Source organism: uncultured Jannaschia sp. (genome assembly GCF_947503795.1).
Lineage (GTDB): Bacteria > Pseudomonadota > Alphaproteobacteria > Rhodobacterales > Rhodobacteraceae > Jannaschia.
Genome location: NZ_CANNEZ010000002.1, coordinates 206,985 through 231,836 on the forward strand (window position 1 = coordinate 206,985; position 24,852 = coordinate 231,836).

Annotated in this window: 30 protein-coding genes; 11 read left to right on the forward strand and 19 right to left on the reverse strand. The window is 70.3% G+C overall.

Going from position 1 to position 24,852, the window contains the following annotated elements:
• Positions 1-4: 4 nt before the first annotated feature.
• Complete coding sequence (gene fabB, locus Q0833_RS13495; RefSeq protein ID WP_298436874.1) at positions 5-1,234, reverse strand: beta-ketoacyl-ACP synthase I; 1,230 nt, start codon at positions 1,232-1,234, stop codon at positions 5-7.
• Between the two features lie 28 nt (positions 1,235-1,262).
• A complete protein-coding gene (gene fabA, locus Q0833_RS13500) occupies positions 1,263-1,772 on the reverse strand; it encodes a bifunctional 3-hydroxydecanoyl-ACP dehydratase/trans-2-decenoyl-ACP isomerase (RefSeq protein WP_298435757.1) in 510 nt (169 codons plus the stop codon).
• 126 nt (positions 1,773-1,898) lie between these two features.
• Between fabA and irrA the strand changes: the two genes are divergently transcribed.
• Both irrA and Q0833_RS13510 read left to right on the forward strand, forming a co-directional pair.
• The gene (irrA, locus tag Q0833_RS13505; RefSeq protein WP_298435760.1) at positions 1,899-2,327 is read left to right on the forward strand and encodes an iron response transcriptional regulator IrrA; all 429 of its coding nucleotides are present in this window, start codon (positions 1,899-1,901) and stop codon (positions 2,325-2,327) included.
• 68 nt (positions 2,328-2,395) lie between these two features.
• Positions 2,396-3,277 (forward strand): NAD(P)-dependent oxidoreductase, encoded by an 882-nt coding sequence (locus Q0833_RS13510; RefSeq protein ID WP_298435763.1) that lies wholly within the window; start codon positions 2,396-2,398, stop codon positions 3,275-3,277.
• Here Q0833_RS13510 and Q0833_RS13515 read toward each other — a convergent pair.
• Genes Q0833_RS13515 through Q0833_RS13530 form a run of 4 tightly spaced genes read right to left on the reverse strand, consistent with a single transcriptional unit; the run spans position 3,274 to position 7,218 of the window.
• Positions 3,274-5,325 (reverse strand): molybdopterin-binding protein, encoded by a 2,052-nt coding sequence (locus Q0833_RS13515; protein WP_298435766.1) that lies wholly within the window; start codon positions 5,323-5,325, stop codon positions 3,274-3,276. The two genes, Q0833_RS13510 and Q0833_RS13515, sit on opposite strands and share 4 nt — an antisense overlap.
• The gene (mobB, locus tag Q0833_RS13520; protein ID WP_298435770.1) at positions 5,322-5,801 is read right to left on the reverse strand and encodes a molybdopterin-guanine dinucleotide biosynthesis protein B; all 480 of its coding nucleotides are present in this window, start codon (positions 5,799-5,801) and stop codon (positions 5,322-5,324) included. The genes Q0833_RS13515 and mobB overlap by 4 nt, the downstream gene beginning before the upstream one ends.
• On the reverse strand, positions 5,792-6,397 hold the full coding sequence (gene mobA, locus Q0833_RS13525) for a molybdenum cofactor guanylyltransferase MobA (protein ID WP_298436877.1): 606 nt from the start codon (positions 6,395-6,397) through the stop codon (positions 5,792-5,794). Before mobA ends, mobB begins: the two co-directional genes overlap by 10 nt.
• Positions 6,394-7,218, reverse strand: coding sequence for a formate dehydrogenase accessory sulfurtransferase FdhD (locus Q0833_RS13530; RefSeq protein ID WP_298435773.1), 825 nt, complete (start codon positions 7,216-7,218; stop codon positions 6,394-6,396). Before Q0833_RS13530 ends, mobA begins: the two co-directional genes overlap by 4 nt.
• A 66-nt stretch (positions 7,219-7,284) precedes the next feature.
• Between Q0833_RS13530 and Q0833_RS13535 the strand changes: the two genes are divergently transcribed.
• Positions 7,285-7,986, forward strand: a complete 702-nt coding sequence (locus tag Q0833_RS13535) for an AzlC family ABC transporter permease (RefSeq protein WP_298435776.1) — start codon at positions 7,285-7,287, stop codon at positions 7,984-7,986.
• Positions 7,983-8,306 (forward strand): AzlD domain-containing protein, encoded by a 324-nt coding sequence (locus tag Q0833_RS13540; protein ID WP_298435779.1) that lies wholly within the window; start codon positions 7,983-7,985, stop codon positions 8,304-8,306. Before Q0833_RS13535 ends, Q0833_RS13540 begins: the two co-directional genes overlap by 4 nt.
• Here the strand turns inward: Q0833_RS13540 and Q0833_RS13545 are convergent.
• A complete protein-coding gene (locus Q0833_RS13545; RefSeq protein ID WP_298435781.1) occupies positions 8,303-8,773 on the reverse strand; it encodes an Lrp/AsnC family transcriptional regulator in 471 nt (156 codons plus the stop codon). The two genes, Q0833_RS13540 and Q0833_RS13545, sit on opposite strands and share 4 nt — an antisense overlap.
• 134 nt (positions 8,774-8,907) lie before the next feature.
• Between Q0833_RS13545 and ald the strand changes: the two genes are divergently transcribed.
• Positions 8,908-10,026, forward strand: a complete 1,119-nt coding sequence (gene ald, locus Q0833_RS13550) for an alanine dehydrogenase (protein WP_298435784.1) — start codon at positions 8,908-8,910, stop codon at positions 10,024-10,026.
• Between the two features lie 69 nt (positions 10,027-10,095).
• On the opposite strand, the gene mscL is transcribed toward ald, so the two are convergent.
• Complete coding sequence (gene mscL, locus Q0833_RS13555; protein WP_298435787.1) at positions 10,096-10,536, reverse strand: large conductance mechanosensitive channel protein MscL; 441 nt, start codon at positions 10,534-10,536, stop codon at positions 10,096-10,098.
• A 220-nt stretch (positions 10,537-10,756) separates the two neighbouring features.
• Between mscL and Q0833_RS13560 the strand changes: the two genes are divergently transcribed.
• Complete coding sequence (locus Q0833_RS13560) at positions 10,757-11,458, forward strand: glutathione S-transferase N-terminal domain-containing protein (protein ID WP_298435790.1); 702 nt, start codon at positions 10,757-10,759, stop codon at positions 11,456-11,458.
• Positions 11,459-11,592: 134 nt separating this feature from the next.
• Here the strand turns inward: Q0833_RS13560 and Q0833_RS13565 are convergent, their stop codons facing one another.
• The 3 genes from Q0833_RS13565 to Q0833_RS13575 form a co-directional block, all read right to left on the reverse strand.
• Positions 11,593-12,042: a YtoQ family protein gene (locus tag Q0833_RS13565; RefSeq protein WP_298435793.1), complete on the reverse strand. Its 450-nt coding sequence runs from the start codon at positions 12,040-12,042 to the stop codon at positions 11,593-11,595.
• A gap of 277 nt (positions 12,043-12,319) precedes the next feature.
• A complete protein-coding gene (pnp, locus tag Q0833_RS13570) occupies positions 12,320-14,452 on the reverse strand; it encodes a polyribonucleotide nucleotidyltransferase (RefSeq protein WP_298435796.1) in 2,133 nt (710 codons plus the stop codon).
• A 175-nt stretch (positions 14,453-14,627) separates the two neighbouring features.
• Positions 14,628-15,485, reverse strand: a complete 858-nt coding sequence (locus Q0833_RS13575) for a LysR family transcriptional regulator (RefSeq protein ID WP_298435799.1) — start codon at positions 15,483-15,485, stop codon at positions 14,628-14,630.
• A 93-nt stretch (positions 15,486-15,578) separates the two neighbouring features.
• Here Q0833_RS13575 and Q0833_RS13580 point away from each other — a divergent pair, with 93 nt between their 5' ends.
• Positions 15,579-16,631 (forward strand): sodium-dependent bicarbonate transport family permease, encoded by a 1,053-nt coding sequence (locus Q0833_RS13580; protein WP_298435802.1) that lies wholly within the window; start codon positions 15,579-15,581, stop codon positions 16,629-16,631.
• 53 nt (positions 16,632-16,684) lie between these two features.
• Here Q0833_RS13580 and rpsO read toward each other — a convergent pair whose 3' ends face one another.
• A complete protein-coding gene (gene rpsO / locus Q0833_RS13585) occupies positions 16,685-16,954 on the reverse strand; it encodes a 30S ribosomal protein S15 (RefSeq protein ID WP_298435805.1) in 270 nt (89 codons plus the stop codon).
• A 196-nt stretch (positions 16,955-17,150) separates the two neighbouring features.
• Here rpsO and Q0833_RS13590 point away from each other — a divergent pair, with 196 nt between their 5' ends.
• Positions 17,151-17,666 carry a hypothetical protein gene (locus Q0833_RS13590; RefSeq protein ID WP_298435808.1) on the forward strand — a complete coding sequence of 172 codons (516 nt, stop codon included), beginning with the start codon at positions 17,151-17,153 and terminating at the stop codon, positions 17,664-17,666.
• A 3-nt stretch (positions 17,667-17,669) separates the two neighbouring features.
• Here the strand turns inward: Q0833_RS13590 and Q0833_RS13595 are convergent, their stop codons facing one another.
• The 6 genes from Q0833_RS13595 to rbfA form a co-directional block, all read right to left on the reverse strand.
• A complete protein-coding gene (locus Q0833_RS13595) occupies positions 17,670-18,542 on the reverse strand; it encodes an alpha/beta hydrolase (protein WP_298435811.1) in 873 nt (290 codons plus the stop codon).
• On the reverse strand, positions 18,539-19,054 hold the full coding sequence (locus tag Q0833_RS13600; RefSeq protein WP_298435813.1) for a DUF1643 domain-containing protein: 516 nt from the start codon (positions 19,052-19,054) through the stop codon (positions 18,539-18,541). The genes Q0833_RS13595 and Q0833_RS13600 overlap by 4 nt, the downstream gene beginning before the upstream one ends.
• 51 nt (positions 19,055-19,105) lie before the next feature.
• Positions 19,106-19,582: a hypothetical protein gene (locus tag Q0833_RS13605; RefSeq protein WP_298435816.1), complete on the reverse strand. Its 477-nt coding sequence runs from the start codon at positions 19,580-19,582 to the stop codon at positions 19,106-19,108.
• Positions 19,583-19,744: 162 nt separating this feature from the next.
• Positions 19,745-20,647 (reverse strand): tRNA pseudouridine(55) synthase TruB, encoded by a 903-nt coding sequence (gene truB, locus Q0833_RS13610; protein ID WP_298435819.1) that lies wholly within the window; start codon positions 20,645-20,647, stop codon positions 19,745-19,747.
• Positions 20,648-21,367, reverse strand: coding sequence for a phosphodiester glycosidase family protein (locus tag Q0833_RS13615; protein WP_298435822.1), 720 nt, complete (start codon positions 21,365-21,367; stop codon positions 20,648-20,650).
• Positions 21,364-21,780 carry a 30S ribosome-binding factor RbfA gene (gene rbfA, locus Q0833_RS13620; protein WP_298435825.1) on the reverse strand — a complete coding sequence of 139 codons (417 nt, stop codon included), beginning with the start codon at positions 21,778-21,780 and terminating at the stop codon, positions 21,364-21,366. Before rbfA ends, Q0833_RS13615 begins: the two co-directional genes overlap by 4 nt.
• A 148-nt stretch (positions 21,781-21,928) precedes the next feature.
• Between rbfA and dapB the strand changes: the two genes are divergently transcribed.
• Positions 21,929-22,735 (forward strand): 4-hydroxy-tetrahydrodipicolinate reductase, encoded by an 807-nt coding sequence (dapB, locus tag Q0833_RS13625; protein ID WP_298435828.1) that lies wholly within the window; start codon positions 21,929-21,931, stop codon positions 22,733-22,735.
• A gap of 134 nt (positions 22,736-22,869) precedes the next feature.
• Entirely contained in the window at positions 22,870-23,214 is a 345-nt protein-coding gene (locus Q0833_RS13630) for a dihydrodipicolinate reductase (protein WP_298435831.1), read from the forward strand.
• Positions 23,215-23,218: 4 nt separating this feature from the next.
• Here Q0833_RS13630 and Q0833_RS13635 read toward each other — a convergent pair whose 3' ends face one another.
• Complete coding sequence (locus tag Q0833_RS13635; protein WP_298435834.1) at positions 23,219-23,509, reverse strand: DUF1674 domain-containing protein; 291 nt, start codon at positions 23,507-23,509, stop codon at positions 23,219-23,221.
• Between the two features lie 73 nt (positions 23,510-23,582).
• Between Q0833_RS13635 and Q0833_RS13640 the strand changes: the two genes are divergently transcribed.
• Positions 23,583-24,839: a transcription antitermination factor NusB gene (locus Q0833_RS13640; RefSeq protein ID WP_298435837.1), complete on the forward strand. Its 1,257-nt coding sequence runs from the start codon at positions 23,583-23,585 to the stop codon at positions 24,837-24,839.
• Positions 24,840-24,852: the final 13 nt, after the last annotated feature.

The following is a 24,852-nucleotide window of genomic DNA, read 5'->3' on the forward strand; positions in this document are numbered from 1 at the left end:
GGCGTCAGGCCCGGTGCTTCGAGATGATGACCGTGCCATTGGTGCCGCCGAACCCGAAGGAGTTCGACAACACGCTGTCGATCTCGACGCCGTCGCGCAGCTCGGTGTTGATCTCGGACGGCTTCAGCTCGGGGTCGAGCTCGGTGACGTTGATCGAGGGGGCGATGAAGCCCTTGTTCATCATGATCATCGAGTAGATCGCCTCTTGCACGCCGGTCGCGCCGAGGCTGTGGCCGGTCATCGACTTGGTCGAGCCGACCGGCGGCGTGTTGCCGTCGCCGAAGATGTTGCGCAGCGCCACGATCTCCTTGATGTCGCCCACCGGGGTCGAGGTGCCGTGGGCGTTGACGTAGCCGATGGTGCGATCCTCGGGCATCTGGCTTAGCGCGAGGCGCATTGCCCGCTCGCCGCCCTCGCCCGAGGGGGCCACCATGTCGGCCCCGTCGGAGGTGGCGCCGTAGCCCGTGACCTCGCCGTAGATCGTGGCCCCCCGCGCGATGGCGCGCTCGCGCTCCTCGAGGACGACGACGCCCGCGCCGCCCGCGATGACGAAGCCGTCGCGCGTGGCGTCATAGGGGCGCGAGGCCGTCTCGGGCGCGTCGTTGTACTTGGACGACATCGCGCCCATCGCGTCGAAGAGGCAGGACAGCGTCCAGTCCACCTCCTCGCCGCCGCCCGCGAAGACGATGTCCTGCTTGCCGAACTGGATCTGCTCGACCCCGTTGCCCATGCAATGCAGCGACGTCGTGCAGGCCGAGGTGATCGAGTAGTTCACGCCCTTGATGCCGAAGGGCGTGGCGAGGCAGGCCGAGTTGGTCGACGACATGCAGCGGGTCACCATGAAGGGGCCCATCCGCTTGGGGCTGCCCTTTGAGATCACGGTGTCGAAGGCCGTGAAGAAGTTCGAGGTGGATGGCCCGCCCGACCCCATCACGAGGCCCGTGCGCTCGTTCGAGACCTCGTCCGGCTCGAGCCCCGCATCCGCGATGGCCCGCTCCATCGCGATGAAGTTGTAGGCCGCGCCCGGCCCCATGAAGCGCAGGTTGCGCTTGTCGATATGATCCTCGACCACGATGTCGGGCATGCCGTGGACCTGGCTGCGGAAGCCGTGCTCGGCGTATTTCTCGGCGAAGGTGATGCCGGAGCGGCCCGCGCGGAGCGACGCCTCGACCTCGTCCGGTGTGTTTCCGATGGGCGAGACGATCCCGATCCCGGTGACGACGACGCGACGCATCATGGGCGTTCTCCTGAGTTCGGCCAACTCAGCTTGCGCTGAGTGCGACCTTCATGTCCTTGACGACGTAGATCTCCTCGCCATCCGCTTCGACGCGGCCATCGGCCACGCCCATCGTCAGGCGGCGCGTCTGGAGCGCCTTGGTGAAATCCACGAAATAGGTCAGCTTCTTGCGGTCGGGCCGGACCATGCCGGTCAGTTTCACCTCGCCCACGCCCAGCGCGTAGCCCCGCCCCTGCCAGCCGCGCCAGCCGAGGTTGAAGCCCGTCAGCTGCCAGAGCCCGTCGAGCCCGAGGCAGCCGGGCATGATCGGGTTGCCGGGAAAGTGGCAGTCGAAGAACCACAGGTCCGGCGTGATGTCGAATTCGGCCACGACGTGGCCCTTGCCGTGCAGGCCGCCATCCTCCGAGATGTCGGTGATGCGGTCCATCATCAGCATGGGGGGTTCGGGAAGCTGGGCGTTGCCCTCTCCGAAGAGTTCGCCACGGGCACATTTCAAGAGCTCGTCGCGGTCGAAGAACGTCGGATACTGGCCCATGGAACCCCCTGTTGCCGGTCCCGAGCGGTCTATCACCGCGTGTTTCAGACCCGCAACCCTGCGAGAGGTCGGGCCCGCGGGGGAAACCGATTGAAAATGACGCAACGCGACCCCTATATTGGGGATATGACGACGACCGGAGAGACCGCCCGCGACCGGGGCGAAGCCTGGCTCTCCCGCGCGGCCCTGCGGCCGACGCGGCAGCGGGTGCTGTTGGCGTCGCTTCTGGTCGGCGACGGGCGCGACCGCCACGTCACCGCCGAGACGCTTCACGACGCCGCGCGGCGTTCGGGCGAGAAGGTTTCGCTGGCCACGGTCTACAACACGCTCCGCGCCTTCACCGAAGCCGGCCTCGTGCAGGAGATCACGGTCGACGGCACCGGCTCCTATTTCGACACCCGCCTCGACGACCACCCGCATTTCTACTGGGAGGCCGAGGGTCGCCTGTCGGATGCGGGCCACGAGGCCTTGCAGATCGTCGACCTGCCCGCGGCCCCCGCGGGCATGGAAGTCGCCAAGGTCGACGTCGTCATCCGGCTCCGCCCCAAGGGCTGACGCGCCGGGACGGTCTGTCCAACACCCCCGTGCCACGCTACGTCTCGCCCGAAACGGGAGGAGACGTTATGGAACGCATCGGATTCGTGGGCGTGGGCCTCATGGGGCACGGCATCGCCACCAATCTTCGGAAGGCCGGACATCCGCTGACGGTGATCGCGCATCGCAACCGCACGCCGATCGACGACCTCGTGGGGCAGGGCGCGACCGAGGCCGCGACGCTGGCCGAACTCGCCGCCGCGTCGGACATCGTCCATATCTGCGCGCCCGGCTCGCCGCAGGTCGAGGCCATCGTGGACGCCATGATCGAGCACCTGCCTGACGGCGCGGCCGTGGTGGATTGCTCGACCTCGAACCCGGTCTCGACCCGGATGCTGGCCGAACGGCTGGACGCGCGCGGCTTCGGGATGGCCGACGCCCCGCTGGGCGGCACGCCCGCGCAGGCCGAAACGGGCGAGCTGGCCGCGATGGTCGGCGCGAGCGACGCGGTGTTCGCACGGGTCAAGCCGGTCCTCGCGACATGGGCCAAGAGCATCGACCATGTCGGCGAGGTCGGCGCGGGACACACGATGAAGCTTCTCAACAACTTCCTCGCGATGGGTTACGGCGCGATCTATTCGGAGGCGCTGGCGCTGGCCGATGCCTCGGGAATCGCCGTCGAGACCTTCGACGAGGTCATCCGGGGCAGTCGCATGGGCTGCGGCTTCTACGAGACGTTCCGGAGCTACGTCGTCGACGGCAATCGCGAGGCGCACAAGTTCACCCTGACCAACGCGTTGAAGGATATGACGTATCTGTCCGCACTGGCCGGCGGGACGGGGGTGGCGAACCCCGTGGGGGCCGCGATCCGCAACAGCTACGCGCTGGCCGTGAATACCGGCGGCGACGGCCCCGAGGATTACGTCCCGCACCTGCGGGACTTCGTCGCGAAGGCAAACGGGCGCGGCTAGCCGATCCCGAGCTCGGTGAAGGAGATGTAGCGCACGGGGTCGCCCGGTGCGATCGTCGCCGCGCCGTGGGGAAGCTCGACGAACCCCTCGGCCCAACTCAGCCCCGAGACGCGGCCCGAGCCTTCCGAGCGAAAGACCTCCGCCGCGCCATCCCGCAGGCGCGCACGCAGGAACTCGACGCGGCCGGGCTTCTTCGCCTTCGCGAAGGCGGCGGGCACCGTGCGGCCCGCGGGTTCGGACCACGGGGCCCCGGCCAGCCGCAGCAGCGCGGGGCGCGCGAAGATCGCCGCACAGGTGAAGGCCGCAACCGGGTTTCCCGGCAGGCCGAAGACCGGTGTGCCGTTCCAGTGGCCAAGCACAAGCGGGCGACCGGGCTTCACGGCAATGCGCCAGTGATGTACGCCGCCCCGCTCGGACAGAAGGCGCGAGAGGTGGTCCTCGGCCCCCGCACTCGCGCCGCCCGAGGTCAGCATCGCATCGCAGCCCGCGCCGTTCAGGCGGTCGGCCAGCGCCTGCGCGTCGTCGCCCACATGGCCCAGATCGACCGGCGCCAGCCTCCAGCCCGCCAGCATCGCCAGCAGCATCGGCCGGTTCACGTCCGGGATGCCGTCGCCACCGGGCGCCACGATCTCGTCCCCGGTCGAGAGCACGCCCACCCGTAACGGCGCGCGCACCGGCAGCGTGGCGTGACCTGCCGCGATGGCCAGCGCCACGTCCGGCGGGCGCAGCCGCAACCCCTCGGTCAGGATCGGATCGCCGGGGCCGACATCCTCCCCCGCGCGGCGGGTGTTGGCGCCGGGCTTCGGGATCGCGCGGAGGGTGACGGTGCCGTCCCCCTCGGTTGCGTCCTCCTGCAGGGCGACGGTGTCGACGCCTTCGGGTAGGGCCGCGCCGGTGAGGATGCGGATCGCGTGACCCGGCGGAACCGGGTGCGGATGCGGGTGACCGGCGGCGGCGCGGCCCGGTGCAACCGGGATCGGGCCGGGTGGGAGGGTCGCATGGGCGAAGCCCCAGCCATCCACCGCCGCGTTGGCCGCAGGCGGGTTGGCGCGCAGCGCCGCGACGGGTGCGGCGAGGATGCGACCGGCGGCGTGTTCGACGGGCACATCCTGCGTCGCCGTGACCGGGGAGAGGCCGTCGCGCAGGGTGGCGAGCGCGGTCTCGACCGGCGTCCACGCCACGCCGGGCGGAAGAGCGAAGCAATCCGAGGCGGCGGGCCGCATCGCGCCGCCTTCGGGCGAGACGCCAAGGATCCAGCCTTCCTCGGCCGCGATCCGGGCCGCGTCGGGCAGGGCGGCGGGGGCCGTGAACCAGTCCTCGGCGGCGGTTCGCAGCGCGTCTGCGGTCGCGATGACCTGCCCCGCGTCCTTGATCTCGTGCGGCGCGGGCGGCCAGAGCGAGGGGTAGACCTCCACCAGAAGGTTACCCTCCGGCGGCAGGTCGAACCCCGTCTCCTGTGGCCAGACGGCGAGGGCATGGCGGAGGCGGAGCGCGGGCAGCGCGGCGCAGCCCATCAGCGCCTGCGAGCCGACGGACCCGGTGGTGTAGAGCTTGAGCGCCGATTGCGCCGAGCGGACCGCGCCTTCGACGCGGCGATGATCGGGGATGCCGTGGTCCCGCCGGGTGGTGCCGCGTTCCGGCAGGTCGGGATGGTCGCGCCCGCCGGGCCGCCCCCAGAGCGGGCCGATGCCCGGAAAGGCCCGGTTGATCGCCTCGGCCACCTCGAAGCGGTTGTTGGCGTTCTCGGGGCCGTCCGTGATGCGCGTGGCAAGCCAGTCCCAAACGGAAAGGGCACGGGCCTCGCCCGTCAGACCGGCGGCGAAGCCCGGCGGCCAGCCCATCGCGAAATCGAAGCCCAGAAGCGTGCGCCGCCCTTCGGCGAGCACCTCGTCGATCCAACCCAGCGCCGCCGCGCGGGTCGGGAAATAGCACACCTCCTGCACGCCCTCGCGGTCGGCGCAGACCCAGATCGCGTCCTTCTTCGGACGGGAGCCGGTGGGGCTGGCGGCGGCGGACCAGTCGGCGACGATGATCGTCTCGAACCTCACGGCGCATGCTCCAGCGCGAAATCCGCGATGGCCGCCACGTCGTCGAGCGCCAGATGCGGGGCCGCCGCGTCGCAGGGGCCGGGGGTCGCGACGGCGGCGATGGTCGGATCGCCGGCAGCGAGCGGCGGGAGGCCCGTCTCGGGGCGCCAGACCTCGATGCGGAAGTGATCGCCCCGCTTCCAGCCCTCGGCCAAGGCGATGTCGCAGGGCGCCAGCCGCGTCAGCAGGGACGCGAGGTCGCGCGGCCCTGCCTCCTCGAAGGTGGTGATCCGCGCGTCCGAGTCCAGCACGACCTGCCGCGCGCCCGCGACGCGGTGCCGGTGGCTGTCGGTGCCGGGCGTGTCGAGATCGAGCGCGTGATGCGTCCGCTTCAGCGTCGAGACCACGAGGCCCCGGCGCACGAACTCGGCCACCAGCCGCTCGGTCAGGGTCGTCTTGCCCGCGTTCTTGTGCCCGACGATCCCGATCAGCCGCATGCCATCGCCTCGGCCCGGGCCAGGTCGTCCGGCGTGTTGACGTTGAAGAACGGGTCCCAGGGGGCGGTCGGGAAAATCGCGGTCCCTGCGTCGTGACGGTCGGTCCAGGCGAGAACCTTGCGGGTGCCGCCCGCCAACGCGGCGCGCAGGTCGTCACGGAGCGCCACGGGCCAGAGGCCGAAGGTCGGCTGGTGCAAGACGCGGTCCCCCTCCTGCGTGGCGGCGAGCGCCAGGCCAGACCGCCCGGCGGCGTCGAGAAGGCGGGGCACGAGATCGGGCGGCAGGAAGGGCGTGTCGGCGGCGGCGGTCACGATATGCGGGACGCCCGTCCCCGCGGCCCAGTCCAGCCCGGCGAGCACGCCCGCCAGCGGGCCGGGATGGTCGGGTGCGGTATCGGCCAGCACCGGCAGGTCCAGATCGGCCCAACGCGCGGCGTCGCCATTGGCGTTGAGCGCCAGCTGGTCGACCTGAGGCCCGAGCCGCGCGATCACATGCGCGATCAGCGAGCGGCCCGCGACCTCGAGCCGGCCTTTGTCGCCGCCGCCCATCCGGGTCGCGCGCCCGCCCGCGAGGATGACGCCGTGGGGCTGGATCAGACGTCCCATTCGACCCGATCCTCGCCCGAAAGGCAGACGAAGCGCTCGCCCTTCATTCGCCCGACCACCGTCAGGCCGACCTGCCGTGCGATCTCGACGCCCCAAGCCGTGAAGCCCGAACGGGACACCAGCGACGGAATCCCCATCAGCGCGCATTTGATGACCATCTCGGAGGTGAGGCGGCCCGTCGTATAGAGCGTCTTGTCGGCCGGATCGGTGCGCGTCGCGCGCATCCAGCCCGCCAGCTTGTCGACCGCGTTGTGGCGGCCGACATCCTCGAAATAGGCGATGGGATCTGGCCCGCGGCAGAGGCAGGTGCCGTGGATCGCGCCCGCTTCGAGATAGAGGCTGGGCGTGCGGGCGATGGCGGCGGACAGCGCGCGCAGGTCGGACACGCGGAGCGGGGTCGCGGGCAGCGTCAGGCCCTCGAGCCCCTCCATCATGTCGCCGAAGACCGTGCCGACCGCGCAGCCCGACGTGCGCGTGGCGCGCGCGAGCTTGGCCTCGTGATCGGTCTCGGTCGCGGTGCGGATGACGACGGCCTCGGTCTCGGCGTCGTACTCGATGCCCGTCACCTCGTCGGCCGCGCGCACCATCCCCTGGTTGACGAGGAACCCGAGGCCCAGCCAGCGCGGGTGGTCGCCGATGGTCATCGCGGTCACGATCTCGCGGCTGTTGAGGTAGATGGTCAGCGGCCGTTCCTCCACGACGCGCAGATCGACGGGCGCGCCGGTGCCGTCGCGACCGGTGACCGCGCGCGTCAAGGCGGCGTCGCCGGGATCCGGCGCGACGATCAGGGTGGGGGGCGTTCGCGTGGACACTTGCGGGACCTGCCGGGCTGGGGCTAGGCCGGACCTTGCCCGCGCCACCGGAGGGGATGCAACCAGATGACCGCCCCTCCGCCGAGCCGTCGGACGCCCTTCGCCCTCGGCGTCGCACGCGGCCTGCCCTTCATCGTCATCATGGTGCCCTTCGGCATGCTCTTCGGGGTGCTCGCCGCCGAGGTCGGGCTGCCGCTGGCGCAGGTCGTGGCCTTCTCGGTCGTCGTGATCGCGGGCGCGGCACAGTTCACGGCGGTGCAGCTCATCTCCGACGGGGCGCCGGTGGCGATCGTCATCCTCTCGGCGCTGGCGGTGAACCTCCGGATGGTGATGTATTCGGCGGCCATGGTGCCGCATGTCGGGGCGGCCCCGCTCTGGCAGCGGGCGGCGCTGTCCTACCTCCTGGTGGACCAGACCTATGCACTGTCGGTCGCGGCCTACGAGGAGCGGCCCGACTGGTCGATCGCAGACCGCGTCGCATTCTTCGCGGGCACCGCCCTGCCGGTCTTCCCGGCTTGGGTCGGCGCGAGCTATGCGGGGGCCGCGCTGGGCGCGCGCATCCCCGAGGCGTGGTCGCTCGACTTCGCGCTGCCCTTGGCGTTTCTCGCCCTCGTCGGCCCGCTCCTGCGCACTCGCGCCCATGTCGCGGCGGCCTTCGTGTCGGTGGTCGCGGCGCTGGTCTTCGCGTGGATGCCCTGGAACCTCGGGTTGATCGTCGCGGCGCTGCTCGCCATGGCGACCGGAGCCGAGATGGAGCGTCGGGCATGAGCACCGCGACCGTCTGGATCGTCATCGCGGCGCTGGCGGTGGGCACCTACCTGACGCGCTTTGCCTTCCTCGGGCTGGTCGGCGACCGGCCGATGCCACCCTGGCTGCTGCGGCACCTGCGCTATGCGGGGGTTGCGGTCCTGCCGGGGCTGGTCGCGCCCGCCGTGGTCTGGCCCGAGGCGACGGGCGGCACGCTCGATGCCGCGCACCTGGTGGCGGCGGGGGTGGCGCTGGGCGTGGGCGCGTGGCGGCGGGACGTGTTGCAGGCGGTGATCGCGGGCGCGCTGGTCTTCGCGGGCCTCGGCTGGGCACTGGGCTAGGGGTCGTCCACCGGCAGTGCCGTGGTCGAGAAGACGGTCTTGAGCGCAAAGGACGATTGCAGCATTGCCACCCCCGGCAAGCCCGCGAGATGTGCGCGGTGGATGCGGGCGAAATCCTCGCTGTCGCGTGCGACGACCTTCAGGAGATAGTCGTAGGCGCCGGTCATCAGGTGGCATTCGAGCACGTCTGGAATGCGGGCGACCGCGGCTTCGAACGCATCCAGCACCTCGTCGGCCTGGGTTGCGAGGCTGATCTCGACGAAGACGACCGTTCGCCGCCCGATGGTCCGCCCGTCGATGAGTGCCACGCGCCCCCGGATCACGCCCGCCCGTTCGAGGCGCTGGACGCGGCGATGGCAGGCGGAAGGCGACAGATTGAGGCGGTCGGAGAGCTGCTGCGCCGTCAGCGTGCCGTCGCTCTGAACGAGTCGGAGGAGGCGGGCGTCGGTCGCGTCGATCTGTGTCATGTCGCCAATTCTCCGCGTCTGGATATCAATTTGCGCGTAATTTTCGCGTCAAGCACAACGATCGAGCGATGATAGCGATCCCTTCGCGCAGCGTCAGCCCTATAAGCGCCGCAACGCAGATCAGGGAGAGTGACATGCGCATCGGATGCCCCACTGAAATCAAGCCGCAGGAATTCCGCGTGGGCGTGACGCCCGCCGCCGCGATGGAGGCCGTGCTGCATGGCCACGAGGTCGTCGTGCAGGCGGGCGCGGGTCTCGGGTCGGGCTTCGAGGATGCCGAGTACATGGCTGTCGGGGCCAAGATCCTGCCCGACGCGGCGGCGGTGTTCGAGCAGGCCGACATGATCGTGAAGGTGAAGGAGCCGCAGGCCGGGGAGCGCAAGATGCTGCGCGAAGGCCAGGTGCTCTTCACCTACCTGCATCTCGCCCCCGATCCGGACCAGACGCATGATTTGATCGCGTCGGGCGCGACCTGCATCGCCTACGAGACGGTGACGGACCGCGCCGGTGGCCTGCCGCTTCTGGCGCCGATGTCGGAAGTCGCGGGCAAGCTCGCGCCGCAGGTCGGGGCTTGGACGCTCCAGAAGGCCAATGGTGGCCGCGGCGTTCTGATGGGCGGCGTGCCGGGCGTCGGACCCGCGCGGATCGCCGTGATCGGCGGCGGTGTCGTCGGCACCCACGCGGCGCGGGTCGCGGCGGGCATGGGCGCCGAGGTGACGGTGCTCGACCGCTCGCTGACGCGGCTGCGCTATCTCGACGACGCGTTCGGGTCGGCGTTCCGCACCCGATATGCCAGCGCGGGAAACACCGCCGAGCTGGTGGCCGAGGCCGACATGGTGATCGGCGCGGTCCTCGTGCCGGGCGCCGCGGCGCCCAAGCTCGTGCGGCGCGACCAGCTGGCGGGCATGAAGACGGGTGCGGCCATCGTCGATGTCGCCATCGACCAGGGTGGTTGCTTCGAGACCTCGAAAGCCACCACCCATGACGACCCGATCTACGAGGTGGACGGGGTGATGCACTACTGCGTGGCGAACATGCCGGGCGCGGTGGCGCGGACCTCGACCATCGCGCTGGGCAACGCGACGCTGCCCTTCCTGCTGGCGCTGGCCGACAAGGGCTGGCGGGCGGCCTGCCTTGCTGATCCGCACCTGCGGGCGGGTCTGAACGTGCATGCCGGGCAGCTCACCTATGCCGCCGTGGGCGAGGCGCTGGACCTGCCGACCATCGCGGCCGAGGACGTGCTAGCCGCCTGAGCGGTTGATCCAATACATGCGAAGGGGCCCGCGCATCGCTGCGCGGGCCCCCTTTTCATCCGGCGCGGATCACTCGGCGGCGGTGCGGCCCGCGCGCATCTCGTCGCGGATCTGGAGCAGAACGTCGAGCTCGGACGGGCCGGTGTCGACCTCGGGGGCGGCATCGTCGGGGCGCTCGGCGGCGGCCTTGATGCGGTTCACCATCTTCACCAGCATGAAGACCACGAAGGCGATGATCAGGAAATTGATCACGGCCATGATGAAGTTGCCGACCGCGAAGACCGGCACACCGGCCTCGGTCGCCGCCTCGATCGAGGCGAATTCGCCGTCTCCCATGACGTAGAACCAGCCCGAGAAATCGATGCCCCCGGTGAAGAGCGCGATGATCGGATTGATGAGATCGCCCACCAGCGACGTCACGATCGCGGTGAAGGCCGCGCCGATGATGATACCGACGGCCATGTCCATGACATTGCCCTTGGCGATGAAGTCCTTGAATTCGTTGATCATGTGTCTGTCTGCCTATTCCCTGGTCGCGTGCGCCGCCAGTTTCGACGGTCGCGCGCTTTTGGCCTAGCCGTTGACGCTCCGTCACCCACCGGGGCGGATTTTTGCCGCGACCCGTGGCCGGCGCACCACGCGACGCGGATCGGATGTGCGCTGGCGCAGGTGTTTGCGCAGCCCCGGCCGGGCCTATGTCATGCGCGACGCAATTCCTCAGGAGGCCCTCATGGCCGAACTCTCCGCCTTCCCGATCACCGAGCGCTGGACGCCGCAGGACCCCACGAAGTTGCAGCTCTTCAGCTTTCCGACGCCCAATGGCGTGAAGGCGTCCATCGCGCTCGAGGAGCTGGGACTGCCCTACGAGGCGCATCGCGTGACGCTCTCGGATGCGGACGTGAAGTCCGACGCGTTTCTGTCGCTGAACCCCAACAACAAGATCCCCGCGATCATCGATCCCGACGGGCCGAACGGCCAGCCCATCGGCCTGTTCGAGAGCGGGGCGATCCTGCTCTATCTCGGGGAGAAGACGGGGCGCCTGCTGGGGTCGGATGCGGCCGCGAAGGCGCATGTCACGCAATGGATCATGTGGCAGATGGGCGGGCTGGGACCGATGCTGGGACAGCTCGGGTTCTTCGTGAAATTCGCGGGCAAGGAGATCGACGATCCCCGGCCGCGCCAGCGCTATGTCGACGAGGCCAAGCGCCTGCTGGGTGTGTTCGCGGGCGAAATCGAGGGACGCGACTGGATCGCGGGCGAGTTCTCGATGGCCGATATCGCGATCGCGCCCTGGCTGAACGCGCTGAATTTCTACGAGGCCAAGGACATCGTCGAGTGGGACGCCCATCCCGTGCTGCAGGACTATGTCGATCGGTTCAAGGCGCGGCCCGCGGTCGAGGTCGGGATGCGGACGCCGCCGCGCGAGGGCTGAGCCGCCCTACCACGGCAACGCCACGAGCGCGCCAAGAAGCGCGGTGCCCAGGAATACCAGGGCACCGCCCATGGCCACGATCTCGATCCGGTTCATCATGGAACGGACCATGAACGACGGAGCTTGAGAAAGCGTTAAGCCGGAAGGCCGCCGGTCAGCACGTATTCGAGCACCTGCACGACCTGCTCGGGCGTCTCGCAGACCGCGAGGGCCGCCGCGTCCACCTCCTTCAGGGGGTGGGCGTGTTCGGGCGCGTGCTGCACGATCAGGGCCTTGCCCAGTGCTGCGGCCTGGCCCGCGTCGAAGGCCGCGTTCCATTGCTTGTACTTGTCGCCGAAGCGCACGACCACGACGTCCGCGTCGGCGATCGCCTTGCGGGTGCGGATCGCGTTGAGCTGGGCGCCCTTGCGGTCGTGCCAGACCTTGTCGGGCTCGGCCCCGAGGATCGCGACGCCGCAATCGTCCGAGGCGTCGTGATCGGTCACCGGCGCGGTGAAGGTCACGGGCAGATGCGCCGCGCCCTCGGTGATCGTGCGGCGCCAGTCGGTGTGGATTTCACCGGCGAGATAGACGTTGAGCTTCATGGCGGTTCCCCCTTCCGCCCGATGGTAGCGCGCCGTGCGGGCCGGGAAAGCGGCCCCCGATCGTGGGAGGATCGGGGGCCCAGGTCTCTCGCGTCCAGGGCCGGTCGCGACGGGACGAACCGCGACGGGGTATCGGGTCCGTGGGGGCAGGATGGCGCGGCCGCATTGCGCCGGGATGACGGCGAGGTGACGGTTCGGTGACGCGGCGGGCCGCGAGACGAGAACGGGCCCCGACATCTCTGCCGGGGCCCGCGTGGATTGTGGTGGTGGGGACGCGTCAGTCGGCGTCTTCGCCCGCCATTTCCTTGCCGGTCTCCTGATCGACCATCTTCATGGCGAGGCGCACCTTGCCGCGATCGTCGAAGCCGAGAAGCTTGACCCAGACCTCCTGGCCTTCCGACAGCACGTCGGAGGGGTGGTTCAGGCGCTTGTTCTCGATCTGGGAGACGTGCACGAGGCCGTCGCGCTTGCCGAAGAAGTTCACGAAGGCGCCGAAATCGACGATCTTCACGACCTTGCCCTTGTAGACCTTGCCCTCCTCGGGCTCGGCCACGATCGAGTGGATCATGTCATAGGCCTTCTGGATGGCCTCGCCGTTGGGCGACGCGATCTTGATGGTGCCGTCGTCCTGGATGTCGACCTTGGCGCCCGAGACTTCCACGATCTCGCGGATGACCTTGCCGCCCGAGCCGATCACTTCACGGATCTTGTCGGTGGGCACCTGCATCGTCTCGATGCGGGGGGCGTGGGCCGAGAATTCGGAGCGCCCTTCGGTCAGGGCGTTCGCCATCTCGTCGAGGATGTGCAGACGGCCGGCCTTGGCCTGCTCCAGCGCAGTCTCCATGATCTCGGGCGTGATGCCTGCGATCTTGATGTCCATCTGGAGCGAGGTGATGCCGTCGGCGGTACCGGCGACCTTGAAGTCCATATCGCCCAGGTGATCCTCGTCGCCGAGGATGTCGGTCAGGACCGCGTAGTCGCCATCGTCTTCCAGCACGAGGCCCATGGCCACGCCGGCCACGGGGGCCTTGAGCGGCACGGCGGCGTCCATCATCGCCAGCGACGATCCGCAGACCGTGGCCATCGAGGACGAGCCGTTGGATTCCGTGATCTCGGAGACGAGACGGATCGTGTAGGGGAAGTCCGTCGCGGACGGCAGAACCGCCTGCAGCGCACGCCAGGCCAGCTTGCCGTGACCGATCTCGCGGCGGCCTGGAGGACCGAAGCGGCCGACTTCGCCGACCGAGTAGGGCGGGAAGTTGTAGTGCAGCAGGAAGTTCGATTTGAAGTTGCCATGCAGCGCGTCGATGAACTGCTCGTCGTCACCGGTGCCGAGCGTCGTGACCACGAGGGCCTGCGTCTCGCCGCGGGTGAAGAGCGCCGAGCCGTGGGTACGCGGCAGGAGGCCGACCTGGCTCTCGATGGCGCGGACTTTGTCGAGGGCACGGCCGTCGATGCGCTTCTTGTTCTTCACGACGTCGCCGCGAAGCACCTTGGATTCGAGCTTCTTCAGGGCGGTGCCGAGATTGGCGTCCTCGCGCTCCTCGTCAGTCAGCTCGGCCTTGATGGCGTCCTTGACGGCCGAGACGGCGCCGGTCCGCTCCTGCTTGTCGGTGATGGCATAGGCGTCGCGCATCTTCTGCTCGCCGATCTCGCTGACGCGGGACAGGAGGGCGGAATAGTCGGGGACCTGGAAGTCCATCGGCTCCTTGGCGGCGTCCTCGGCGAGGGCGACGATCAGGTCGATCACGGGCTGCATCTGCTCGTGGCCGAACTTCACGGCGCCCAGCATCTCGGCTTCGGACAGCTCATAGGCCTCCGATTCGACCATCATCACGGCGTCCTTGGTGCCGGCGACAACCAGGTCGAGACGCTGCTCGGGGTTGTTCTTGAGCTGGTGCATGTCGTCCACGGACGGGTTCAGCACGTACTCGCCGTCGACGAAGCCCACGCGGGCACCGGCGATCGGGCCCATGAAGGGCGCGCCCGAGATCGTCAGCGCGGCCGAGGCGGCGATCATGGCGACCATGTCGGGGTCATTCTCGAGGTCGTGGCTGAGCACGGTGCAGATCACGAGCACTTCGTTCTTGAAGCCGTCGACGAAGAGCGGGCGGATCGGACGGTCGATCAGGCGGCTCGTCAGGGTCTCCTTCTCGGTGGGGCGGGCCTCACGCTTGAAGAAGCCGCCGGGGACCTTGCCCGCGGCGTAGTACTTTTCGTTGTAGTGGACCGTGAGCGGGAAGAAGTCCTGTCCCGGCTTCGGCTGCTTGGCATAGGTCACGGCGGCCATGACGCTGGTTTCGCCGTAGGTGGCGATGACGCAGCCATCGGCCTGGCGGGCGATCTGACCGGTCTCCAGGGAGAGGGTGTCGTGACCCCACTCCATCTCTTTCTTGACGATGTTGAACATTCTCATCCTGTCTGGGGACGCGTCCGGCGTTCCGGGGTCCCCGAGTGTATGGCGGCCCCATTGCCGCCGACCCCCATTGTCCTTCGCGCGGGCGCCGGGGTCGGGACGCCACGTCTCAGATGGGGTGCCCTACACCGGTTCGGACAGGTTGGAAAGTGTCGCAAGGTCGCGGGCGTCAGGCCGGCAGAAGCTCGGCCAGCGCGGGGTGCGGAAAGCGGCGGCGGAGCGTGACGGCGTGGAAGCGCGCGGCGAGGTCGAGCGCGAAGGGCGCGGTCGCGAGCCGCCCCGAAGCCAGCTCGTCGGCGACGACGACGGCCGGCACAACGGCGAGGCCCGCGCCCTCGCGCACGAGGAGGCGGATCATCGCCATATCGTCGACCTCGGCGGCGATCCGGGGGGTCACACCCATCCGCTCGCCCAGCGCGAGGAACCCCGACCGGATGCCGGGATCGGACGGCAGGATGAACGCGCCCTCGGCCAGAAGCGCGGACAGCGTCCCCTGCCCCAACCGGTCCGGCGGGCCGTGGATGGCCACGGGCTCGGTCGCGAGCGGATGGATCAGGAGGTCGCGGCCCGCATCGCGCGGCGGCTCGGAGGTCAGGACGACGTCGAGCGCCAGCGTCCGGAGGTCCGCGATCAGCGCGCTGGCATTGTCGGAGCGCAGCTCGATCCCCGTCTCGCGCCCGAGGACGGGGGCGAGGAACCGCGTCTGGAAGTTGCGCGAGAGCGTGGCGACCGCGCCGACCCGCAGCGGCTCGGACCCGCCGCCCGCGCGGCCCAGCGTCGCCAGAAGGTCGTCGCCGATGCGGAAGATGCGCTCGGCATGGTCGAGCGCCATCCGCCCGACCTCGGTCAGCTCCAGCCCGCGCCCGACCCGATCGAAGAGCGGATGCCCCAGCCGCGCCTCGAGCGTGCGGATCTGGGTCGAGAGCGCGGATTGCGACACGTTCAGCGTCTCGGCGGCGCGGGTCAGGTTCCCGGCGCGCGCCACGGCATGGAAGTAGCGGAGGTGGTGATAGTTGAGCGTGGCCATCGTTCGTATTTATAGAACGCTATCCCGCAAAAGCAGTATTTTTCGAGAACGTGCATGCCCGCTACCTGATCGCCGACCCGACAGGAGACCGTCATGGACATCGTATTCGACATCCTCGCCACCATGGTGGAGCAGATCCAGAAGCCCACCCTCGCCTTCCTGCTGGGCGGGATGGTGCTGGCCGCGCTCGGCTCCAAGCTCGAGGTGCCGGGGCCGGTCTACAAGTTCGTCGTCCTCCTCCTGCTGCTGAAGGTCGGCTTGGGCGCGGGCATCTCGGTGCGCGAGGCGAACCTTATGGAGCTCGTGGTGCCCGCGCTGGCTGCGGCTGCGGTCGGGGTCGCCATCGTCCTGATCGGCATGGTGACGCTGGCCCGCTGGCGGGGCGTGTCGCGCACCGACGGCATGGCGACGGCGGGGCTGTTCGGCGCGGTCTCGGCCTCGACGCTGGCCGCCGGGATGGCAATGCTCGACAGCGAGGGCGTCACCTACGAAGGCTTCATCGGCGCGCTCTACCCGTTCATGGATATCGCGGCACTGGTCACGGCGATCGTGTTGGCCAAGCTGGCCGAACAGCGGCGCGCGGCCCCCGCGGTACAGGGCGGCACGGTGGCGCTGGGCGGCGGCTCGGGCGGGTCGGCGTTCGATGGCAAGCTGGTCCGCGAGATCCTCGTCGACACGTTCCGCAGCGCCGCGATCTCGGCCCTCGTCCTCGGGCTGGCGTTGGGGATCTTCGCCAAGCCTGACTCGGTCTACGAGAGCTTCTACGAGCCGCTCTTCCGCGGGCTCCTGTCGATCCTGATGCTCATCATGGGGATGGAGGCCTGGTCGCGCCTGTCGGAGCTGCGCAAGGTTGCGGGCGCCTACATCCTCTACGGGCTGACCGCGCCGCTGGTCCACGGCCTTCTGGGCTTCGGCGCGGGGCTCGTCGCCCACCACCTGACCGGGTTCTCGGGCGGCGGCGTGGTCCTGCTGGCGGTGATGGCGGCGTCGAGCTCGGACATCTCGGGCCCGCCGACCATGCGCGGCGCCCTCCCCGAGGCGAACCCCTCGGCCTATGTCGGCACCTCGACCGGGCTCGGGACGCCGGTGGCGATCCTGTCGATCCCGCTCTGGATGGCGCTGGCCGATGCGTTCATCGGCCTCTGAAGATGCAAAAAGGGGCCCGCGGGCCCCTTTTTCTTCGACGGTGATCGAGTGGCTCAGCGGCGGATGCCGAGGCGCTTGATCAGGTCCTGATACCGCTCTTCGGACTTGCCGCGCGTGTAATCCAGAAGCTTCCGGCGCTGCGCGACCATCATCAGGAGACCACGACGCGAGTGGTTGTCCTTCTTGTGGGTCTTGAAGTGCTCGGTCAGCGTGGTGATGCGCGACGTGAGGATCGCGACCTGGACTTCGGGCGAACCGGTGTCGCCTTCCTTGGTCGCGAATTCCTTGATCAGGCGGTTCTTCTCTTCGACGGTGATCGACATCGGGGTCTCCTGTGGGTTCGGGGTCATGGCGCAGGCCGGGATGTCGTCCAGCAAGGCCCTTGGAGTGAGCGCGCCGCCTACACCCTCCGCCTGCGCAAGGAAAGCCCCATTCCGCGGCGTTAACCATGTTTCCCCTATGTTCTATGTGCAGGCGCATCCCGCGTGGTAGGCACGCCCACCCAAGGGAAATCCGCCCATGTTCCTGATCGCCGGCCTATTGGGCGTTCTCGTCTCGGGGGCGCTGATGTTCGCACCGACCGGACATGACACGGCCGAAGAAGCGCCCGCCCCCGATGGCGACGCATCGGCCGGGGACGAATCGCCCCTGACCGTCGCCACGAATGGTGACGGGGAGAGCGACGACAGGCTGGCCGACGGCACCGGCGATCGGCTGGCGGGCGGGGACGGGACGGACCTGTTTCTCTTCCGCGCGCCGCCGGTCGCGTTCATCGAAGACGGCCCCGCGACGCTGTCCTCGGCGGCGGCGGATGACGGGCTGGCGATAGATGACGGCCCGCCGCTGATCGAGGATTTCGATCCCGGCGAGGATCTCATCGAAATCGCCTATGGCGCCGACGAGCCGGTGCCCGACCTGACGATCACATGCGGCCCCGCGGGACAGGAGGTGCGTCTCGACGGCGAGATCGTCGCCCACGTCGCGGGCACCGCGTCGGTCGAGGCGGCGCATATCCGCCTCGTCGCCTGGGTCTGACCCTCAGTCGAAGAACGCCAAGAGGGCCGAGGCGACGGCCTCCGGGTCCTCCTCCATGGCGAAATGGCCGGTATCGACGGAGGTGTCGGTGACGGTCTCGGCCCAGGTCCGCCATACGGCCGCCGGATCGCCGGTCGAGGCCGGGAAGCCATGTCGGCCCCAGACGAAGTGGAGCGGTGCCGCGATGCGGCGGCCCGCGGCGCGATCGGCCGCGTCGATAGCACGGTCGGTGTGATACCCTGCCCGGTAATCGGCACACATCGCCGTCCGCCGCACCGGGTCCTCGGCCTGCGCGCGGTAGCTGTCGCGCGCGTCGTCGGCGAAGGGTGCGAGCGTGCCGGTCCGGTTCCAGGCCGACAGCGTCCAGTCGATATACCATGCCGGATCGGCCCCGATCAGGCGCTCGGGCAGCGGCGCCTTCTGGGCGAGGAAGTTCCAGTGATACGCCGCCTGCGCGAGATCGGCGGACCAGGCGTCCCAGAAGGCGACGGTGGGGATGACCTCGAGGATGGCGAGGCGCGCGATCCGCTCGGGATGATCCAGCGCGAACCGGTAGGCGACCCGCGCGCCCCGGTCATGGCCCGCGATGTCGGCGCGCGCGATCCCCTCGGCATCGAGCACGGCGGCGACGTCCCCGGCCATCCGGCGCTTGGAATAGACCGTGTGACCGTCATCGTCGGGCGGCGCGTCGCTGTCGCCATAGCCGCGCAGGTCGATCAGCAGGCAGGTGAACCGCTCGTCCAGGCGTGGCAGGACGGGCAGCCAACAGCGGTGGTTCTGCGGATAGCCGTGGAGCAGAACGAGCGGCGGGCCGGACCCGGCACGGCGATAGGCGATGCGGGTGCCGTCGGGAGCGGTGGCGTATTCGGGCGTCATGGCATGTCCCAGGGCTGTGGCTGGACGTCGTACCCGATATAGAGCGGATGCTTCGGATGCCCCGCCTTCGAGAGGCCCAGCGTCAGGAGTGGTCGGTCGGTGCCGCGCAGGAGGTCGGCCACCCGCGCGCCGCGGTCGAGATGCGCGCCATGGGTGCCCCAGGCGCAGACGACCGCGTCCGCCCAAAGCGCCGCGTCGCGGATGGCCGCGTCGTTCGCCGCGCCGCCCACCGGGTCAAGGCAGGCGCGCATGTCGCGGGGATCGGTCGCGCGATAGGCGAAGATGTTGGTGACCCGGAACGCGCCGTAGCCCAGCGCCCGGGCGCGGCGCTCGCAGCGCTCGACGGTGGGGTCGTTCGAAAGCTCGGTCGCGGTCGACGGGTTCAGCATGACGAAGTTGACCCGCCCCCGGTCGGCATCCCAAGTGCGGGTCAGGTCGTAGCGGTAGCGTTCGTCGTCGGAATAGGTCGCGGTCGAGGGCGCGTCGCCCTTGGTGTGGGTGCGGGTGATCATGCCCCGAGGGATGCCAGCCGCCCCCGGCCGGGGGCAAGGGGCGGCGGCGGATCAGGCGCGGCGTTCGATCACCGCCGCGGCGACGAGCCCGTAGAGCACATGCCCCCAGAGCGCGACCCAGGTGATGCCGGTGAAGCCGAGGAAGGCCGGGTTGCCCGCGACGAGATGCGCCATGACGTAGAGCGCGAAGATCCAGAGCCCGACGCCGTAGGCCGTGGCGACGACGCTCCAGTGCAGGCGCGGCAGCAGGCGCGCGGCCAGCGGGCGGGCGATCAGGAGGTAGCCCAGCGGATAGGCGATCAGCCCTGTCAGGATGTGGAGGATGTCGGCCATCCCTTTGGGGACGCTGCCGAACACCGTGTTGAGCGTCTGCTGGGCGAGGCCGACGGGTGCCAGCTTGGCGTAGCCGGCCAGCGGCGAGAGACCCTGGCCGAAGAGGTCGAAGGCGAGGGTCGCGAGCGCCCCGGCGACGAGGACGGTGGTTGCGGTGCGCGTGAGGTCGGGCGTGGTGGGGTTGAGCGTGGTCATGGCATTGCATCCTTGCGGGTCATGGGTTGGGTTGCCCCGACCCTAGACCGCCGGACCGGTCCCGCGGCAGCCCCGCTCACGGCAAGGTGGCGACGCGCGCGGCAAGGGCCGCATTCCGTGATCCACTGTAACAAAACACCCCGGATCGGGGGCACGCATGTTTCAGCGCACGAAGACCTTGGTCGGATAGAGCCGGCCCGCGCGATAGGTGCCGATGGCGACGGCCTGTCCGTCCAGCGCCGCCCAGCAGGTCTCGCCGAAGCCTGCGCCGAACGCGACCTCCGCCGGGTTGCCATGGCGCAGGCGGGCGGCGGCCTCGGCCTTGACCGACAGCATGGGCAGACCGGCGAGGCCCAGTTCAAGCGGCTGGACGAGGGCGTCGAGTTCGGGGCGGCGGGCCAGCGCCTCGATCCGGTCCCAGGCGAGGCCGTCCTCGGCGCGGAACGGACCCGACCACGTGCGGCGGAGCCACGCGACGTGTCCGAGGCAGCCCAGCGCACGGCCCAGATCGCGCGCGATGGAGCGGACATAGCCGCCCTTGCCGCAGACCATCTTGAGTTCGGCGCCGGTGGTGTCAGCGGAGAGCACCTCGAGCCGCTCGACATGAAGGGGCCGCGCGGCGAGGTCCATCGCGACGCCTTCGCGCGCAAGGTCATAGGCGCGTTCGCCATCGACCTTCACCGCCGAGACCTGCGGTGGAACCTGTTCGATATCGCCCCGGAAGGCGGCCAGTGCCGCGTCGATGGCGGCGGCGTCGGGCACGGTGCCGTCGCCCTGCCGAACCAGCTCGCCCGAGGCATCGTCGGTGGTTGTCTCGGCCCCCCAGGTGACGCGAAACCGGTAGCATTTCGCGGCGTCGGTCACGTAGGGCACGGTCTTCGTCGCCTCGCCCAGCGCCACGGCCAGAACGCCCGTCGCATCGGGGTCGAGCGTGCCCGCGTGGCCGGCCTTCCGTGCGTCCAGCGCCCAGCGGACGCGTCCGACCACGGACGTGGAGGTCACGCCCGCGGGCTTGTCGACCACGATCCAGCCATGGGTATCGCGTCCGCGCTTGCGCCGGGGCATCTAGCGGGCCGTCACCGACAGGATCGGCCCCATCTGGCGGCCCGGATCGGCCCGGTCCTGTCCCGGCACGTAGAGCCGCGAGACGCTGCCATCGAGATAGAGCGCGTCGCGCAGGCCCAGCTCGTCGCGAAAGAGCGTCGCCATCTCGTGGAAAGTGACCGGCTCGTCGGAGATGGCGAAATGGACGGTACCGCCATCGGGCGAGACGCCGACGCCGTTGCGCAGGTTGCGGTATTCGCTGTCGGCGATGAAGCGGGGGTGGAGCGCGCCGTCGATGACCAGCATCGGCCCCGATTGGGTGGCGTGGTCGCAGGCGGGTGGGTCGGCGGCGAAACGGCGCGATTCGATGACGCTTGCGCGGGTGCCGGCGACGCAGAACACGCCGTTCGGCAGCATCCCGAAATTGCCGGGTCCGGCGGAGGTGACGATGCCGCGCCGCTCGGTCCCGTCCTCGATATAGAGGCCGACGGGCGCGCGGTCGGGATGGTACATGCCGCCGTTCATCGCGAAGGCGATCGAGGCCTCGGTCTCGCGGGCGAGTGCGGCGAAGCTGCCCAGCCGGGTGCCGTCGGCGGCGTCGAGGCGCAGCTCGACCGCGAAGGCGTCGAGCGGAGCCGTGCAGACCGTGAACGCGCGGTCGCGATGCGGCACGGCGCGGCAATCCTGCGCCGCGGCGCCGCCCGAGAGCGCCAGCAGGAGCAGGGCCGCGAGGCGGATCATGCCTCGCCGTCTCCGCCCTCGGCGTCGACATCGCGGCGGACCGTGTCGTCGGAGAACATCCGGCGCGTGTCGTCCATCCGGTCGAAGGTCTCGTCGATGCGGAAGCGCAGGTCGGGCGCGAACTTGAGCGTCATCTCCTTGGAGATCGCGCGGCGCAGCTCGCCCTTGTTGCGCTTGAGGGCGGCGATCGCCTTCTCCCGGTCCTTGCCGCCCAGCGGAAGCACCCAGGCGGTCGCGACCTTGAGATCGGGCGAGGTCGTGACCTCGCCCACGGTGATCGACATGGATTGCAGCTCGGGGTCGTGGATATCGCCGCGCGCGAGCACGTCGGAGAGGGTGCGCCGGATCAGCTCGCCCACCCGCAGCTGGCGCTGGGACGGACCGCCGCCGGTGTCGAAACGGGAACGTGCCATGGGGCCTCCGGGGTCAGGGGCTTGCAGATAGGCGGGGCGGCGCGGCGGTGCAACAGGCGCGGTTTCGCGCAAGCGACCCCGTGCGCCCCGCGGCGCGCCCCTGTAGAGACGCCGGAAGACCACGCGTTCGGGCGGAGGAGAGAGCACCATGACCCCAGGCATCGTCGTGATGGGCGGATCCGGCCGGATGGGCCGGATGTTGATCGAGGGAATCGACGCGCGGGACGATTGCCGCCTGGTCGGCGTGACCGAAGCGCCGGACCACACCTGGGCGGGCCGCGACCTGGGCGAGGCGTTGGGCGGCGCGGCGCGGGGCGTGCCGGTCACCGACGATCCGATCGAGGTGGTGGCCCGCGCGCAGGCCGTGATCGACTTCACGACGCCCGCGGCGACCGTGGCGATGTCCGAGCTCTGCGCGCAGGCCCGCGCGGTCCACGTGGTGGGTACGACCGGGCTCGGGGTGGACGACATCGCGGCGCTGGACCGCGCAGCGCGGCACGCGACGGTGATCCGCGCGGGCAACATGTCGCTGGGCGTGAACCTTCTGACGCAGCTCGTCCGGCAGGTCGCGGCGGCGCTGGACGACGAGTACGACATCGAAATCGTCGAGGCGCATCACCGCCACAAGGTCGACGCGCCCTCGGGGACCGCGCTGATGCTGGGCGAGGCAGCGGCCGAGGGGCGCGGCGTGGCGCTGGACGCGGTGTCCGACCGGGGCCGCGACGGCATGACCGGCGGGCGGGGGCGCGGCACGATTGGGTTCCACGCGATCCGGGGTGGCGACGTGGTGGGCGATCACGACGTGATCTTCGCCGCCGATGGCGAGCGGGTGGTGCTGCGGCATCTGGCGACCGACCGATCGGTCTTCGCGCGGGGCGCGATCAAGGCCGCGCTCTGGGGACAGGGCAAGGGTCCGGGCGCGTTCGACATGATGGACGTGTTGGGCCTGCGGTAAAGGGGGAGCGAGGGGCCAGCCCCTCGCGCACCCCGGTCGGGGGGCCGTCTGCCCCCCGACATCCCCCCGAAGGTATTTCGGGCCAGAGGACAGGCACGGTTGATGTCGCACACCCGAGGGCCATCTTTTGGGGCATGCGCCTCCTCGTGGTATTCCTTCTTCTCGTCCTGCCGGTGCCGGCCGCCGCCTTCGAGCGGGTCGCGGACCGCGGCGCGTTCCTCGCGCTGGTCGAAGGCAAGCGGCTGACGGGCGACGGGGTGTCGCTGCGGGTCGGGCGCGACGGGTCGATCGCCGGGCGCGGCTTCGGCTTTCGCGTCACGGGCGGCTGGAGCTGGCAGGACGGCTACTTCTGCCGGACGCTGCAATCGGCGATCCGGTACTTTCCGCTGAACTGCCAGGTCGTGGCCGTGCGCGGCGATGTCGTCCGGTTCGTGGCCGATCGCGGCGCAGGCGACGTGGCGGATCTGCGCATCCGCTGACCGCTCAGAAGTCGATGGCGATGCCCTTGCGCTCCCAATCGCCGTAGCGCACCGGCTCGGGGCCGTCGCGGCCGCCCAGCTCGACCGGGCGCGCTCCGGTGTCGCGCCGGCGCGCCTCGGCCTCCTCCAGCGCGCGGCGGGCGACATCTGGCAAGGCGGCGCGGCGGGCGGCTTCCTCGGCGGGGGTCAGCGCCATGAATTCCGCACCCCGGTCGCGATTGCCCGTCGGGCAGGCGGGCGCGTCGGCGGGCGCTTCGGGGAGATCGGTCGGATCGACATTCATTCGCTGGGCCATCGCGGGGCCTCCTTGCCGGGGGTGCGGGATGGATATACGTCGCGGGACCGCCGCCGCCAAGGAGCGCCCCCGCATGACGGATCGACCCGACAGCCTCGCCGCCCGCCGCGGGGCGCTGAAACTCATGGCCCATGTGCTGCGCGACGGGCGGATGTTGTCGGACGGGGCGAGCGGTCTCGACGGACCGGATGCGGCGCGGGCGCTGCGGCTGGCGGGCCTGGCCCTGCAGCATCTGGGGCGGGCGGACACGCTCTTGAAGGCGCGGATGGAGCGGCAGCCGGCGGCCCGCGTGCGCGATATCCTGCGGCTGGCGCTGGCCGAGCTGTTCGCGGACGACGCGGCCCCGCACGGGGTGGTGAACGACGCGGTCGCGCTGGCCCGGATGTCGCCGCGCACGGCCAAGCAGGCAGGGCTGGTGAACGCGGTGCTGCGCGGGCTGGCCGAGGATCGCGCGGCCTGGGACGCGCTGCCGCCGCCCGCCCTGCCGCCATGGTTGCGCAAGCCCCTGGCGAAGGCCTGGGGCCGCGAGCGGCTGGAGGCGATCGAGGCCGCGCATGTCGCGGGCGCGCCGCTGGATCTCACGCCGAAGGGCCCGGACGCGGTGCTCCCGGACGGGGCCGAGGCCCTTCCGACGGGGTCGATCCGACTGGCCGGGGGGCAGGTCTCGATGCTGCCGGGCTATGCCGAGGGCCATTGGTGGGTGCAGGACGCTGCGGCCGCGATGCCCGCGCGCCTGCTGGGCGACGTTGCGGGGCAGCGGGTGCTGGACCTCTGTGCCGCACCGGGCGGCAAGACGATGCAGCTCGCGGCGGCGGGGGCCGAGGTGACGGCGCTCGACATCTCGCCCAAGCGCCTGCGGCGGGTCCACGCCAATCTCGAGCGGACGGGGCTCGGCGCGGAGGTCATCGAGGCGGATGCCCTCGACTGGACGCCGGAGGCGCCGTTCGACGCGGTCTTGCTGGACGCGCCCTGCACTGCGACGGGCACGGTCCGACGGCATCCCGACCTGCCGCATCTGCGCGAGGCGCGCGACGTCGAGGCGCTGACCCGGCTGCAATACCGCCTGATCGACCGGGCGCTGGACGTCCTGCGGCCCGGCGGGCGGCTGGTCTATTGCACCTGTTCGCTGCTGCCGGTCGAGGGCGAGCACCAGGTGACGGCGGCGCTGAAGCGGCATGAGGGGCTGTCCGCCGAGCCGCTGGACCCGGTGGCGTTCGGCCTGGCGGAGGTCGCGGCCTCGGACCACGGACTGCGGCTTCTGCCCGATCTCTGGCCCGAGCGGGGCGGCATGGACGGGTTCTACATGGCGGTGTTGCGCCGCCCGGACTGAGCCCCGCGTGACA

Excerpts from the sequence above, each read along its gene's own strand:
- fabB (WP_298436874.1), bottom strand. The coding sequence starts at position 1,234 with ATGCGTCGCGTCGTCGTCACCGGGATCGGGATCGTCTCGCCCATCGGA.
- fabA (WP_298435757.1), bottom strand. The coding sequence starts at position 1,772 with ATGGGCCAGTATCCGACGTTCTTCGACCGCGACGAGCTCTTGAAATGT.
- irrA (WP_298435760.1), top strand. The coding sequence starts at position 1,899 with ATGACGACGACCGGAGAGACCGCCCGCGACCGGGGCGAAGCCTGGCTC.
- Q0833_RS13510 (WP_298435763.1), top strand. The coding sequence starts at position 2,396 with ATGGAACGCATCGGATTCGTGGGCGTGGGCCTCATGGGGCACGGCATC.
- mobB (WP_298435770.1), bottom strand. The coding sequence starts at position 5,801 with ATGCGGCTGATCGGGATCGTCGGGCACAAGAACGCGGGCAAGACGACC.
- Q0833_RS13535 (WP_298435776.1), top strand. The coding sequence starts at position 7,285 with ATGACCGCCCCTCCGCCGAGCCGTCGGACGCCCTTCGCCCTCGGCGTC.
- Q0833_RS13540 (WP_298435779.1), top strand. The coding sequence starts at position 7,983 with ATGAGCACCGCGACCGTCTGGATCGTCATCGCGGCGCTGGCGGTGGGC.
- Q0833_RS13545 (WP_298435781.1), bottom strand. The coding sequence starts at position 8,773 with ATGACACAGATCGACGCGACCGACGCCCGCCTCCTCCGACTCGTTCAG.
- ald (WP_298435784.1), top strand. The coding sequence starts at position 8,908 with ATGCGCATCGGATGCCCCACTGAAATCAAGCCGCAGGAATTCCGCGTG.
- mscL (WP_298435787.1), bottom strand. The coding sequence starts at position 10,536 with ATGATCAACGAATTCAAGGACTTCATCGCCAAGGGCAATGTCATGGAC.
- Q0833_RS13560 (WP_298435790.1), top strand. The coding sequence starts at position 10,757 with ATGGCCGAACTCTCCGCCTTCCCGATCACCGAGCGCTGGACGCCGCAG.
- Q0833_RS13565 (WP_298435793.1), bottom strand. The coding sequence starts at position 12,042 with ATGAAGCTCAACGTCTATCTCGCCGGTGAAATCCACACCGACTGGCGC.
- pnp (WP_298435796.1), bottom strand. The coding sequence starts at position 14,452 with ATGTTCAACATCGTCAAGAAAGAGATGGAGTGGGGTCACGACACCCTC.
- Q0833_RS13575 (WP_298435799.1), bottom strand. The coding sequence starts at position 15,485 with ATGGCCACGCTCAACTATCACCACCTCCGCTACTTCCATGCCGTGGCG.
- Q0833_RS13580 (WP_298435802.1), top strand. The coding sequence starts at position 15,579 with ATGGACATCGTATTCGACATCCTCGCCACCATGGTGGAGCAGATCCAG.
- rpsO (WP_298435805.1), bottom strand. The coding sequence starts at position 16,954 with ATGTCGATCACCGTCGAAGAGAAGAACCGCCTGATCAAGGAATTCGCG.
- Q0833_RS13590 (WP_298435808.1), top strand. The coding sequence starts at position 17,151 with ATGTTCCTGATCGCCGGCCTATTGGGCGTTCTCGTCTCGGGGGCGCTG.
- Q0833_RS13595 (WP_298435811.1), bottom strand. The coding sequence starts at position 18,542 with ATGACGCCCGAATACGCCACCGCTCCCGACGGCACCCGCATCGCCTAT.
- Q0833_RS13600 (WP_298435813.1), bottom strand. The coding sequence starts at position 19,054 with ATGATCACCCGCACCCACACCAAGGGCGACGCGCCCTCGACCGCGACC.
- Q0833_RS13605 (WP_298435816.1), bottom strand. The coding sequence starts at position 19,582 with ATGACCACGCTCAACCCCACCACGCCCGACCTCACGCGCACCGCAACC.
- truB (WP_298435819.1), bottom strand. The coding sequence starts at position 20,647 with ATGCCCCGGCGCAAGCGCGGACGCGATACCCATGGCTGGATCGTGGTC.
- Q0833_RS13615 (WP_298435822.1), bottom strand. The coding sequence starts at position 21,367 with ATGATCCGCCTCGCGGCCCTGCTCCTGCTGGCGCTCTCGGGCGGCGCC.
- rbfA (WP_298435825.1), bottom strand. The coding sequence starts at position 21,780 with ATGGCACGTTCCCGTTTCGACACCGGCGGCGGTCCGTCCCAGCGCCAG.
- dapB (WP_298435828.1), top strand. The coding sequence starts at position 21,929 with ATGACCCCAGGCATCGTCGTGATGGGCGGATCCGGCCGGATGGGCCGG.
- Q0833_RS13630 (WP_298435831.1), top strand. The coding sequence starts at position 22,870 with ATGCGCCTCCTCGTGGTATTCCTTCTTCTCGTCCTGCCGGTGCCGGCC.
- Q0833_RS13635 (WP_298435834.1), bottom strand. The coding sequence starts at position 23,509 with ATGGCCCAGCGAATGAATGTCGATCCGACCGATCTCCCCGAAGCGCCC.
- Q0833_RS13640 (WP_298435837.1), top strand. The coding sequence starts at position 23,583 with ATGACGGATCGACCCGACAGCCTCGCCGCCCGCCGCGGGGCGCTGAAA.